Origin of the sequence: Bradyrhizobium sp., from assembly GCF_030654605.1 — a bacterium.
Taxonomy (GTDB): Bacteria; Pseudomonadota; Alphaproteobacteria; order Rhizobiales; family Xanthobacteraceae; genus Bradyrhizobium.
In genome coordinates, this window is record NZ_JAURXB010000007.1 from 1 (window position 1) to 12,958 (window position 12,958).

A 12,958-nucleotide genomic window follows, 5' to 3' on the forward strand; every position below is an offset into this window, starting at 1 on the left:
AATCGCCGATAAAGCGCGCGCAGCGGAATTTCCTGACGTTCCCACGCTGGAGCAGGCGGGCATACCGAACCACGAGGTCGGATTTTGGAACGGGATACTGGTTCCCAAGGGCACCCCCGAGGAAATCGTCGAACTCCGACATCGGCAAATCAGTCACATCATGGCGCTGCCGGAAGTGAGGGATCGGCTGCAGGCGCTTGGATATACGCCGATCAATGGCTCGAAGTCGCAGTTCGCGGCGCATCTGCAGACCGAGTTGAGCAAGTGGAAAGCAATTGCCCGCGAGGGCAGGGCCAAACCTGAATGATCCGGTCAGAAACCGATTCCGATTCGAACGCGCGCGACGAGTCGATCGGATGTCGCAAAACAGTTCGAAGGAGTGTGCCATGAATAGTGAATCTTCCATCGACGCGGATGTTGCCACGGCGGCGATGCGTGCGCAGTGGGATCAGATGGCCCAGGGCTGGAGCGATTCCGGCGCCGTCATTCGACCGTGGCTGCATAAGGCGACACAGGCCATGCTCGGAATGGCCGGAGTTGGAGCCGGTTCCCATGTGCTCGATGTGGCCGCCGGTGCCGGCGATCAGACCCTCGACATCGCTGAGCGGGTCGGTCCCCAGGGCCACGTGCTGGCAACCGACCTCTCGCCGAAGATCCTTCGATTCGCAGCACAGCAGGCCGCCGCCGCAGGGTACCGCAACGTCGAGGTACGCGTTTCGGATGGACAGGAATTGCAGATCGAGGACTCGAGGTTCGACGCGGTGGTCTGCCGGCTCGGACTGATGTTTTTCGGCGACCCGCTGCAGGGATTGCGCGAAATGGCGCGGGTACTCAAACCGGGTGGCGGTGTTTGCACCATGGTGTTCGGAGCCCCGCAGGCCAATCCTTGTGTGACGACGCTGATGTCGACAGCGTTGAGGCACGCCGGCATGCCGCCGCGCGATCCCTTTCAGCCCGGCGGACTGCTCAGCCTCGGCAAACCCGGCCTGATCGATGAATTATTCAAAGAGGCGGGATTCCGCGAGATCGCGACGACCAGGATTGCGGCGCCGTTCGGACTTCCGACGGTCAAGGACTACATGAAATTCGCCCGAACGTCGGCCGGCCCGATCATGCAGATATTGAAGAGCCTGGACGCCGCGAAAGCCGAAGCGGCGTGGTCTGATATGGAACAGGTTCTCAGCCGATATGACACGCCGACCGGATGGGAAGGTCCCAATGAACTGCTGTTGACGGCAGCAAGGAGGTTGTAGTCTCCGTGACGGCTGGCGGTTGTTATGCTCATGTGACCGCGCCTGGTGCGCGGCGGACATCGTCGGGAAGGGATCAAGCGGTCCTGTCGCGGGTAAAGCGCAGCTTGATACGCCTATTCCTCATCCGCACCCGGCGTCTGCCTCAGCATGAAATGACCGAACGCCGAGGCGATCGGTTTGGCCGGGTCGTCCTGCCAGGCCTGCGCCTCGAAGGCGACGACGCGCCGGCCCTGCTTGACGATCGACACTTTGGCGTGGCTGTCGAGGGCGCGGCCGGAGCGCAGGTAATTGACGGTGAGGCCGATCGGCTTCGGCGACGACACGCCAAGTTCGCGCGCCACGCCCACGATCGCGGTGGTTTCGAGAAAGGCGCCGGTCATGCCGCCGTGGATGGCGGGCAGGATCGGGTTGCCGATGATCTTTCGTGAGAACGGCATCATCAGCGTGCCGTCCTCGCCGATCCGGATGCCGAGACAATGCGCGAACGGACTGTTGGCGAACGGGCTTGCCGGATCTTCCGGCGCTTCCAGCACCGGCAGCGTGCGTTGTTCCATCGCCCGGTCCAGCATGTTGGTGCGGTTGGCGCCGACCATGAAGCAGGCCGTCGCGGTGGCGACGGGATCGTCTTCCGATTCCTGGTAGGCCGTCGCGCGCACGAAGGCGATCGAGCGGGTGACGCGGTAGCAGACCGAATGCGCTTTGATCTCGAGGCCCGGCGTCGCCGGCTTCTGGTAGTCGATCCGCAGATCGAGCGTGGCAATCGCGCTGGTGCCATCGAGCGCGAGCTGGACCGCCATGCCGCAGCTCTCGTCGAGCATGGCGGTGACGACGCCGCCGTGCAGAACGCCCGTCGCGGTGTCGCCGACGAAGACCGGGCGGTACGGCAGACTCGACCAGGCTTCGCCGCGCGCTGCGCGGTCGAGCCGAAGCCCGCTGATATGCCCATAGACGGAGCGGCTGCCCTTGATGGCTTCGGCCAGTCGGTCAAACGGCAGCGGGGTGATGACAGGTGGTTTGGACATGCCGACGTTCTACGCTATATTGCGCGGGTAACAAAAGGCGCGGAGAGTTCATCACTCGCGATGCGCTTTCGCTCCCCTCCCACCACGCGGCGAAGAGCCGCGCGGGAGGAGGGGAGAAGAATTCAGCCGTTCGTCACGTGCACACCAGGCTTCCGTCCGGCGTTCCATTTTCCACCGAGTGCCCGCTCGATCTGGGCTGCCAGCTGCAGCAGCAGGCCGTCATTGGCCTGCCTGGCCTGCGCCTGAATGCCGAGCGGCAATCCATTCTCGTGTTGCGCCAGCGGCAGCGAAATCGCGGGTAGTCCGCTGAGATTGGCGAGCGGGGTGAAGGCGAAATTGCGCCACAGGTTGCCGAACCAGTCCAGCACCGATGGATTGTCCGATATCGTCAAATATTCCGTCGTGCCGACCTTCGGTGTAGGCAGCGCGGTGATCGGCGTCAGGATGATATCCCAGTCCTCGAAGAACGCACCGAAACCGCGGGTGGTCGTGTTGAAGACCGCCTGCATGCGCGCGCGCTCCGCGAACGTCGTGTGACGGCCCGCTTCCCAGATCCGGATGTTGACCGGCTCGACCAGATCGGCCGGCGGCCGCTCCAGTCCGCGTGCCGCCAGCATGTTACCGATCACGATGGCAAAGTTGCTGATGTAGCAGGTAGTCTGGGCATCGAAGGCGGCGCGATAATCGATCGCGGGCAACGCGTAATCGACGTGATGGCCGAGGCCTTCGAGGAATTTGCCTGTTCTTTCGAGTTCGGCCGATATCGCAGGCGTCGCGCGGTAGTCGCCCCATTGATGCGACAGTGCTATTCTGAGCCGTCCGGGATCACGCTTGACCAACTCCTGATAAGGCTCCGGCGTGGTCCAGAACGGCATGAATTCGCCCGGAGCCGGTCCCCGGCAGGCATCCACGAAAGCCGCGGTATCGCGTACCGAACGCGACTGACAGCCCTGGATCGATACCAGCCCGGTCAGGTCCGACATGTGCGGCGCGAGCGAGAACACGCCCCGTGAAACCTTGAGGCCGATATTGCCGTTGACCCCGGCCGGAATGCGGATCGAGCCGCCGCCATCGGTTGAATGCGCGATCGGCACGGCGCCCGCCGCGACCATGGCAGCGCTGCCGGCGGACGATCCGCATGTCGTGTAGTCCGTATTCCACGGGTTGCGGGTGACGTAGACGACGGGATTGTCGGCCGAGCTGCACACGCCGAATTCCGGCGTGGTGGTCCGTCCGATCAGGTTCAGTCCCGCCTGGCGCATCTTCGTCGTCAGGAACGTATCGGCGGTGGCGCGATTGCCGCGCATCAGCAGCGAGCCCATTTCCTGCAGGCGGCCCTTCATCGTCGGGCCCAAATCCTTCATCAGGAACGGCAGGCCGGCGAAGGGTCCCGCGAGGTTAGCGCCGTCTTTGGCAGGATCGGCAATCGCGTCCTCAAAGACCTCGACTACGCCCGACAGCGCGGGATCGACCTTGGCGATGCCTGCGGCGGCCTGACTTGCCAATTCTATTGCGGTCAGCTCGCCCTTCCTGACGCGCGCCGCCAGCGCCACGCCGTCGTGCTGCGCCCATTCGTTCCAGCTCATCGGCAACGTCATGCGATTCATTTCCTCCGGTGTGGCGTCAACCTTAGTTTCGCAGCCCGGCAAGTCAACAAATCGGGGATGTCACGTCGAACAGGGTGGCGTGGATGTACTGATGCTCAACAGGATGTCCCTGTGGCACCAGGCACGAGGGTCTTTGACGCAGATCAAACGACATCAGAAGCCTGGATGACACACGTGCAAAAAACAGGAAGCCGAGATGTCCGCAACCGAGATAGCGAATCTTCATTTCTCCGCGGCTATCGCCGAGGCGGAAGCCGCCGGCATGGGACACGACAGCGTCTGCCGGTCGCTGTTGGGCCTCGTCGTCGCCAAATATCTCGAAAGCAGGAGTGTCTCCGACGTTCAGTCGGAGCTTCGCTTCGTCGCCGACAACTGCGATCCCGGAACTGATTTCATGTTCATGCGCCCCTAGGGCGCGGCGACCAGATCAGCGCTTGGCCCGCGGCACGGGCGGTGGTGGCGCAGGCGCAGGCTCTTCCCGTTTCGCCGGTGTCGGCTCGGTCTGCACCTTGCAGCTGGAAGCCGCGAGCGAGGCCTGCGCCTGTGGCATCAGGCCCGGCTCCGGCGCCAGCGCCTTCAGCACGATCAGCCCGGTCGCGGTCGGAGAGTCGATGATCAGCCGGTCGGCCGCGGTGACGTCCTCGTCCTCGGGCAATTCGGCGTGCTGTGCCTCGGTCATCAGGTCGAGTTCGATCAGCCTGCGGCCGGCCGACCGGTCGTTGATGGCGTAATAGGCGACTTCGTTGCGGGTATAGAACGACACCGAGGTGTAGGCCTGGCTGACGGGGACCGTGAGCTTGATCGGTCCGCCCGACAGGTCGTAGCGGCAGACCGCGGTCGCGAATGCGGGATCCATGAACGGCAGCGGTGCGTTGTTCGGATCCGCCGGTGGCAGCGCGGTAACCGCGTTGAGTTTTGTCATCGGCGTGAGGCGTGAATAAGCGTCCTGGGTCGCGATCCGCGGCAACGCCAGCACGCTGACGAGATGCACCACGGCGCCCAGCAGCACGCCCGCGATGATCGTGAACAGCAGGCGGATCATGGACAGCCCACCGTCGTAATCGAGGGCATCGGCGCATCGCGCTGCGTCCGCGTCGCCACGCCGACCGGCGTATCGTAAAGCCGCAGCATCAGCGCGTAACGCTCGATGCCCCCGGTGGGGAGCCAGTTTCCGGCGCGCGAGCGCGAAGCCACCCGGATCTCGAATGCGCCATCGGCGCCGCGAATGATTTCCTGGCTGGTGAAGCCGTAGCGCTGCAGCGAATTCGCCACCAGATGTCCCTTGGTATTGTAGAGCGTCAGCGTCCAGAACCGCGCCGCGGGGGTGACGCCGCTGACCACCACGTCGCAGCGTCCGTCGAGCGGCTTGTTGCGGTCGTCCCTGGTCGCCGAGAAGGCGACGCCGTCGCCGGTGCCGACCGGCAGCTCGCCGCTGCGCGCGATCGAGGCGCGCGAATAGGGGTCGACGTCGGCGGTGCCGGTCTTCGGCCGGGCGGTCCAGGCGCCGATCGTCAGGGTGCCGAGATCGGTGCCGCGCGTCGCGGTCATCCAGGTCGCGCCGAGACCGACGACGGTCGCGAGGATCAACGCCAGCAGTGTGATGAAGACCAGCCGCACGGTCAGTTCTTGCGCGGCGGAGCTGTCGCCGCGGCTTCGCCCGGTGCCGCCGCGGCAAAACTATCCGGGAATGCGATCGCGCTCGATGATACCGGCTTGCCGGGCTTGGCGGGATCGCCCGGCGCGACTTTGCCCGCGGTCTTGCCGGCCTCGTCGAGCAGCTTTTCCACGCGCACCAGGATATCCGCGCCGCGCTTGGTGAGGATCGGCGGCGGTCCCGGCTTGATGTCCGGAAGTTTCGGCGCGCCGCCCGCCGCCATCGCCGCGGAGGCGGATGCAGGCTGTTTCGTGCCGGCGCCGATGCCCGGGATCTCCTTGATCTCGACGCCCTGGTGGGCGACGACCATGATGTCGTGCCAGGTCTGCGCCGGCAGCGAGCCGCCGGTCATGCGGTTGGTCGGCGAGTAATCGTCATTGCCGTACCACACCGCGCAGGTGAAGTTGCCGGTAAAGCCGGCGAACCAGGCATCGCGATAGGCGTTGGTGGTGCCGGTCTTGCCGCCGGTCGGAATGCCGTCGAGCGCGGCGCGCCGCGCAGTACCTTCGCTGACGACGTGGCTCATCATGCCCGACATGTCGGAAGCCACCGAAGCCGGGATCGCCTGCACCGGCTTCTTGCCGTCGCGGTCGAAACGCCAGACCAAGTCGCCGGCGCCGGTGCGGACTTCCAGCACCGCATGCGGCGTCACCGACTTGCCCTTGTTCGGGAAGGTCGCATAGGCGACCGCATGTTCGAGCACCGACACTTCGTCGGAACCGATCGGCATCGACGGCGTATCCGGCAACGGCGCCTTGATGCCGAATTTGCGCGCTACCTCGGTGATCTTGGCGCGGCCGACCTTGGCCGGATTTGGCGATTTTCCGCCGAGCCAGATCGACAGCTTCACCGGCACCACGTTGATCGACCGGGTGATCGCCGTCGTCAGCGTTACCTTGCCGGAGTAGGAATGGCCGTAGTTCTGCGGACACCAGTTGCCGATGCAGACCGGGCCGTCGATGATGGTATCGCTCGGCTTCCAGCCATTCAGCAGCGCCGTGGCGTAGACGTATGGCTTGAACGACGAGCCCGGCTGGCGCATCGCGTCCACCGCACGGTTGAACTGGCTGGCACCGTAGTCGCGGCCGCCGACCATCGCGCGCACACCGCCGTCGAGGTCGGCTACCACTGTCGCTGCCTGGGTCGCATGATAGTCGCGGCCGAACTGACGCAACTGGTTTTCCACGGCACTCTCCGCGGCGCGCTGCACCGTCATGTCGATCGCGGTGCGGACCACGAAGACGCGCTCGACATAGGATTTCGGAAAGGTATCGACCAGCCGGCGCATCTCGTCGAACGCCCAGTCGAGATAGTAGTTCGGCGAATTCTCGTCGCGACGGTCGACCGCGATCGCCGGGTTGCGCCGGGCGCCGAACACCTGACCCTCGGTCATGAAGCCGGCATCGACCAGATTGTCCAGCACCACGTTGGCGCGGGCGCGCGCGGCGGGCAGGTTGATGTGCGGCGCGTATTTGGTCGGGGCCTTGAACAGCCCGGCGAGCATGGCGGATTCCGCGAGATTGACGTCGCGCGCCGACTTGTTGAAGTAGAAATGCGCGGCGCCATCGACGCCGAACGTGCCGCCGCCCATATAGGCGCGGTCGAGATAGAGTTTCAGGATTTCATTCTTGGTGAGACGGGTCTCGAGCCAGATCGCCAAGAAGGCTTCCTTCACCTTGCGCTCGATGGTGCGCTCGTTGTTCAGGAACAGGTTCTTCGCCAGCTGCTGGGTGATCGACGAGCCGCCCTGCCGCACGCCGCCGGCCTGCGCGTTGGTCACGAGCGCGCGCCCCGTGCCGGCGATGTCGATGCCGAAATGTTCGTAGAAGCGGCGGTCCTCGGTGGCCAGCGTCGCCTTGATCAGATTGTCCGGAAAATCCTCCAGCGGAATCGAATCATTGTGCTTGATGCCGCGGCTGCCGATCGGATTGCCGTAACGGTCGAGAAACGTCACCGCGAGATCGGATTTCTTCAACCAGTCGTCGTCGGAGGTTTCGCGAAACGCCGGCACCGCCAGTGCCAGCATCAGCACCAGGCCGACGAGCCCGAGGGTCGCGGCCTCGGACAAGGGTTCGATGAAAACCCAGCGTTTCCAGCGGCCGACATAGAAGCGGTCCATGAAGGTGGAGAACCGTTCATAGAGCTCGCGCACGCCCTTGCCGGAGGAGAACAGCGTGGAGTCGATGCGCGCGTCCAGATCCAGCATCCAGTGCCGGATCTTTTTCTTCCAGTGTGGTGGTACGATCTGGCGCACCGGAACCCCAAGTCAATTCGCAGCGCTTAAGGGCGCCCGGCCGGGCACCGTCGAGACGTCATGCGGGAATGTTGCGGCAAACCCAAGGCGCTTTTTGCGCCATCGGGGACTCTCTCCCTATCTAACCGAGCGGGGGCCATAAACCAATGGTCTGGCAGGGTTTTGCCGGCGATGTTCTCCGGAAAGCTAACAGCAGGATCGATGTCGGACCTTCGGTCAACTAACGCGGATCTAATAACGATTTTACTGTTGAACGGCGTGGCTGAAGGCTGAGTTCCAAGAATGGTGCGATAATAGATCGGATTTGGATATATCTTTTTATGAATTTATTCATTAAAGTATTTATTTGAAATTGGATAATTAATGCAGTAGTATGGCTTCTCGTCATGGAGCAAGCCCGATGGCTCATAGAGATTTGGAAGTCGCTGAAATACGTCGCCTTCTGACTGCGGGAACGAGCATCCAAATGCTGGCACCCCGCCGGGTCGGAAAGACCTGGCTGATGCACGAAGTCGAAGCGGAGCTGCAGTCGCAGGGTTGGCTAACGATCTTCTCTGATGTTGAGGGGATGAGAACTGAAGACGAGTTCCTTCGTGATCTTTGTAAGAAAATTGAGGACATAGGATCGGTCGCTCAGCGGGCGCGAGGCCAGCTCGTCCAACGTCTTCAGCAACTGGTCACGGGAGATTTCGACGGCAATCCTATCAATGCGATCGGTCGAATCGACGTTAAAGGTTTTTCAGAAGCCCTTGTCGCCTCGCTCGATGCGCAGCAGGCCAACGTAGTTATCTTCGTCGATGAGATCGCGCTCTTCCTCTCTGCCCGGCTTGCGGCTGATCCCGCCGCTACGTTGGACTTTCTCTATCACCTTCGCAGATTGCGCCAAGCATATCCTCGCGTTCGCTGGCTCTTGACCGGTTCAATCGGTCTGGATGTTGTGGCGCGACGGGCTAATCTAGCGGGTGCCTTGGTCGATCTCGAAATCTTTCCGCTTGAACCCTTTTCGAAAGTTGAGGCGCGCGCTTACTTGGCCGAGCTATGCCAGAACGGAAAGGTTCGTTGGCCCTTTTCTCTGGATGACGCTGGTTTCGATCATCTCGCTGAACAACTCGGTTGGCTATCGCCCTTTTACCTTAAGCTTATTGCCGATCGTATTAATCCGGTGAACACCGAAAAGATCGGCTCGCCGATAGCGACCGTTGGCGACATCGATCGGGCATTTGATCAACTCTTGGCCCCCGCCTTTCGTGGAAGCTTTGCGGCTTGGGAAGAGCACATTAGGAAGAATTTTCCGAAAGGCGAATCGGACCTTCTTCACGCGATCCTTGAAAATTGCTGTGCTCACCCAGAGGGGGAAACCACTGCGACCATGCAGGCGCGGTTGGTTCAAAAATATCCTGTGTTAACGTTGCGCGATCTCATGGACTTGCTTACGGCACTCGCGAACGACGGGTTCCTTTCCGAGATTGGCGGGCGCTGGTGCTTTCGCTCCGGCTTGTTACGTCGCTACTGGGTAAAGTACATCAGCTCATGAACATTGGAATCGCGATATACGATCCGCGTCGGCTGGACCGAGATGCTTTTCTGGCAGGCTTTGTTGCGCGTGGTGACTTTGTCGAGTTTTTGCTCGACAAGTTGCGTCACGTATCGGATTTCGCTGAGCATCACATCGTTGTTGGACCGCGCGGCATGGGCAAGACGAGTCTCTTGCGGCGCTTGGCTATAGGCATCGTAACCGAGCCTGCATTGCGCGAGGGCTTTATCCCGCTGACATTTCGTGAAGAACAGTACAACGTCCGATCGCTAGACGTTTTCTGGCGGAATTGCGGTGAGTCTCTCGCGGAATGGTGCGAAAGCGAAGGAAGGAAAGATGCTGCGAAGGCTATCGACCGTAGCTTATTGACGCCTGTCTGGCGCAACTCGCAGTCGGCGGTTGAGGAGTTTCTTGACACGGCAAGAAAGCTTGGTGGTCGCCCCGTCCTGTTCGTCGACAACCTTGATCTTATTCTCGATGCCCTGACGCCTGAACAGAACTGGGAATTGAGACGGATCCTACAAACGTCTGGCGGCCCGATATTGTTCGGCGCTGCCACTCAAATGCTGCGCCAAAGTGCAGAACGAGATGCAGCGTTTTATGAATTCTTTCATCCGCATATATTGGAGCCGCTTTCCGAAAGCGAACTCTTGCAGTGTATGAGCCGGCTCGCTGATGCGCGTGGCGAGGCTGGAAAGGCAGTTCGCGAAATTCTCGCGGCTGAGCCCGAGAGAATCAGGACGCTCCACACTTTGACAGGTGGAAATCCGCGTATTTTGACTTTAGTCTATCAGTTGCTAGAGCGTACCGAGAGTGACACCGTCTTTTCCGATCTGGAAGTCTTGCTTGACCAGTTGACGCCATTTTATAAAGCAAGAATTGAAGAGTACCAGACAGATTTGCAGCGCGCGATTATTGACGCTATCGCACTCAATTGGCATCCGATTACATCTCATAGTCTCAGCGAAGCAACGGCAGTAGAAGTCACGACTATCTCGTCGCAGCTCACCCGATTCAGGCGGGATGGACTTGTTGAAGAAGTGCAAACGTCGGGCGCACGCTCGGGCTATCAACTGGTCGAACGTTTCCTTAATATCTGGTACCTGATGCGTCACGGAACCCGGCATACGCGCCAGAAAATCTATTGGCTAACGGCGTTTCTTACCAGCTTCTACGCGCCTAGCGAATTGATTCAGATGAGAATGGAATCCGGGCTCAAGGGCCGTTCAAATTTACATCCGCTCTATAAGGAAGCTTTAGAGGCCGTTGGTGAGTTCTGGTCTAATGCCACGCGAACGGACCAAGCGGTTCCGATGAGTTTCGTTTCTCATCAAACCCAAACCAATGGATTGGGTGAAAGTATCATTCGCGAAAACACCGATGTTCGGTCACGAATTGAGGAGGGCTCCAGACTTGGTGCGCTCGGACGGAGCGAGGAGGCGATCGCAGTCTACGACGAAGTCGTGAGTCGGTTCGGGGCCGCCGAAGAGCCCGTGCTTCGCGAGGGAGTGGCGCGCGCGCTGGTTGAGAAGGGCTCGAAACTTGGTGCGTTGGGACGGAGCGAGGAGGCGATCGCAGTCAACGACGAAGTCGTGAGTCGGTTTGGGGACGCTGAACAACCCGCGCTTCGAGAACAAGTGGGGCGTGCGCTGTTTAACAAGGGCCTCAGACTTCGTGCGCTCGGACGGAACGAGGAGACGATCGCGGTCTACGACCAGGTTGTGAGCCGATTTGGCACCGCCGAAGAGCCCGTGCTTCGCGAAATAGTGGCGCGTGCCCTGTTCAACAAAGGCCTCAGGCTTGGTGTGCTCGGACGGAACGAGGAGGAGATCGCGATCTACGACGAAGTCGTGAGTCGGTTCGGAACAGCCGAAGAAACCGCGCTTCGAGAGCAAGTGGCGTCAGCGATGGTCAACAAGGGCGTCGGATTTGGTGAACTCGGACGGAACGAGGAGGAGATCGCAGTCTACGACGAAGTCGTGAGCCGGTTCGGGGCTGCCGAAGACGGCGCGTTTCGCGAGCAAGTGGCGCGTGCGATGGTCAATAAGGGCGTCGGACTTGGTGCGCTGGGAAGGAGCGAGGAGGCAATCGCGGTCTACGACGAAGTCGTGAATCGGTTGGGGACTGCTGAAGAAACCGCGCTTCGCGAGCAAGTGGCGCGTGCGCTGGTCTGCAAGGGCTCCAGACTTGGTGCGCTTGGACGGAGCGAGGAGGAGATTGCGGTCTACGACGAAGTCGTGAGCCGATTCGAGACTGCCGAAGAAGAAGCGCTTCGCGAGCAAGTAGCGTATGCGATGCTCGACAAGGGCTTTACATTTCGTGCGCTGGGACGGACCGAGGAGGCGATTGCGGTCTACGACGAAGTCGTGAGCCGGTTCGGAACGGCCGAGCAGCCCGTGCTTCGCGAGCAAGTGGCGCGTGCGCTGGTCGGCAAGGGCTACGCACTTCGTTCGCTGGGGCAGAACGAGGAGGCCGAGGTCGTCAGTCGTAACGCAATTGTGTTTGACCCGAAGAATTATGGTGCATGGATCTCTTTGGGTAATATTCTTGCTGATCACTCGGGTCGTTTAAGGGAAGCTGAATCCGCATATCGTTCCGCCATATCGATTTCGGATACGCAGTTGGTAGCCGAATGCAACCTCGCTTGGCTTTTGGTGGCGTCAAAGAAGAGCGCAGAAGCCGCGACAATTCGTGCGTCGCTCAGCAATTTGCCTTCGGTTGGCCAATTGTTGCTCGATGCTGCGATTTCACTATCCGACGATAATTTCGGAGCGGCAACCACCTGTCTGGAAAGGGCTTTAGCTGACGATCTAAGCCAGCCCGAAATTGATTTTTCGGACGATCTACTTCGCCTTCTCCGTATCGCCGAAATCCATAAATGTGGTGAGAAATTGATCGCGTGGTTTGTAGAATCGGGGCAAGCTGAACGCCGTGCTCCAATTTACGCTGCATTCGTTGCATATGTCCGCGGCGATAGTTTTCTGTTGGACTTCAGTCCCGAAGTTAGGAAGCCAGCCGAATCAGTGCTTCGTTGGCTGAGCAGCCATCGAGACAAAAAAGTCGATAAATCAATATCTTCAAAACGCCGCCGTGGGCGTCCGCCCCGAAAATGAAAATCATGACCGCCCAGCCCAAGCCGCCCTCGGGTCAAGAGGGATTCTTCTGGAAAACCAAGATGTTGGAAGAGATGTCCAACGCCGAATGGGAAAGCCTGTGCGACGGCTGCGCGCGCTGCTGCCTGGAAAAGCTCGAGGATGAGGATACCGGCAAGATCTATTTCACCCACGTCTCCTGCAAGCTGCTGGATGCCGGGCTGTGCGCCTGCAAGGACTATGCGAATCGCTCCGAGCAGGTTCCGGACTGCGTCCGGCTCACGCCTGAAAACGTTCGCACCCTGAACTGGCTGCCGCCGAGCTGTGGCTACAAGCTGGTGGCCGAGGGCCGAGATCTCTATTGGTGGCACCCGCTGATTTCGGGCGATCCCAACACCGTGCACGAAGCCGGCGTCTCCGTGCGCGGGCGGGTGCAGGGAACCGAGAACGAGATCGCTGATGCCGACCTCGAGGACCACATCGTGCAATGGCCGGCGCTGCTGCCGAAGCGGGCCCGGCTGAAGAAGCGACCGCAAACCTAG

Annotated in this window: 11 protein-coding genes; 6 read left to right on the forward strand and 5 right to left on the reverse strand. The window is 60.9% G+C overall.

All coding sequences use genetic code 11. The annotated features are described in order from the left end of the window. Positions 1–307 (forward strand): tripartite tricarboxylate transporter substrate-binding protein (locus Q7U29_RS00285; protein ID WP_304737248.1); only part of this gene is annotated, 307 nt, incomplete at its 5' end. A gap of 79 nt (positions 308–386) precedes the next feature. Continuing rightward, the gene (locus tag Q7U29_RS00290; RefSeq protein ID WP_304737250.1) at positions 387–1,253 is read left to right on the forward strand and encodes a class I SAM-dependent methyltransferase; all 867 of its coding nucleotides are present in this window, start codon (positions 387–389) and stop codon (positions 1,251–1,253) included. A gap of 113 nt (positions 1,254–1,366) precedes the next feature. On the opposite strand, the gene Q7U29_RS00295 is transcribed toward Q7U29_RS00290, so the two are convergent. Both Q7U29_RS00295 and Q7U29_RS00300 read right to left on the reverse strand, forming a co-directional pair. Next, on the reverse strand, positions 1,367–2,275 hold the full coding sequence (locus Q7U29_RS00295; protein WP_304737251.1) for a hotdog domain-containing protein: 909 nt from the start codon (positions 2,273–2,275) through the stop codon (positions 1,367–1,369). Positions 2,276–2,397: 122 nt separating this feature from the next. After that, entirely contained in the window at positions 2,398–3,873 is a 1,476-nt protein-coding gene (locus Q7U29_RS00300; protein ID WP_304737253.1) for an amidase, read from the reverse strand. 205 nt (positions 3,874–4,078) lie between these two features. Between Q7U29_RS00300 and Q7U29_RS00305 the strand changes: the two genes are divergently transcribed. After that, the gene (locus Q7U29_RS00305) at positions 4,079–4,294 is read left to right on the forward strand and encodes a hypothetical protein (RefSeq protein ID WP_304737254.1); all 216 of its coding nucleotides are present in this window, start codon (positions 4,079–4,081) and stop codon (positions 4,292–4,294) included. A 15-nt stretch (positions 4,295–4,309) separates the two neighbouring features. On the opposite strand, the gene Q7U29_RS00310 is transcribed toward Q7U29_RS00305, so the two are convergent. Genes Q7U29_RS00310 through Q7U29_RS00320 form a run of 3 tightly spaced genes read right to left on the reverse strand, consistent with a single transcriptional unit; the run spans position 4,310 to position 7,790 of the window. Then, the gene (locus Q7U29_RS00310; protein WP_304737255.1) at positions 4,310–4,924 is read right to left on the reverse strand and encodes a DUF1254 domain-containing protein; all 615 of its coding nucleotides are present in this window, start codon (positions 4,922–4,924) and stop codon (positions 4,310–4,312) included. Next, positions 4,921–5,499: a DUF1214 domain-containing protein gene (locus Q7U29_RS00315; RefSeq protein ID WP_304737257.1), complete on the reverse strand. Its 579-nt coding sequence runs from the start codon at positions 5,497–5,499 to the stop codon at positions 4,921–4,923. The genes Q7U29_RS00310 and Q7U29_RS00315 overlap by 4 nt, the downstream gene beginning before the upstream one ends. A 2-nt stretch (positions 5,500–5,501) precedes the next feature. Then, positions 5,502–7,790 carry a transglycosylase domain-containing protein gene (locus Q7U29_RS00320; RefSeq protein ID WP_304737259.1) on the reverse strand — a complete coding sequence of 763 codons (2,289 nt, stop codon included), beginning with the start codon at positions 7,788–7,790 and terminating at the stop codon, positions 5,502–5,504. Positions 7,791–8,256: 466 nt separating this feature from the next. Here Q7U29_RS00320 and Q7U29_RS00325 point away from each other — a divergent pair, with 466 nt between their 5' ends. From Q7U29_RS00325 to Q7U29_RS00335, 3 genes are read left to right on the forward strand one after another with little or no spacing between them, the layout of a single operon-like run. Next, on the forward strand, positions 8,257–9,324 hold the full coding sequence (locus tag Q7U29_RS00325; RefSeq protein WP_304737260.1) for a hypothetical protein: 1,068 nt from the start codon (positions 8,257–8,259) through the stop codon (positions 9,322–9,324). Continuing rightward, positions 9,321–12,437, forward strand: a complete 3,117-nt coding sequence (locus tag Q7U29_RS00330) for a tetratricopeptide repeat protein (protein WP_304737261.1) — start codon at positions 9,321–9,323, stop codon at positions 12,435–12,437. Before Q7U29_RS00325 ends, Q7U29_RS00330 begins: the two co-directional genes overlap by 4 nt. 5 nt (positions 12,438–12,442) lie before the next feature. Then, a complete protein-coding gene (locus Q7U29_RS00335) occupies positions 12,443–12,958 on the forward strand; it encodes a YcgN family cysteine cluster protein (protein ID WP_304737262.1) in 516 nt (171 codons plus the stop codon).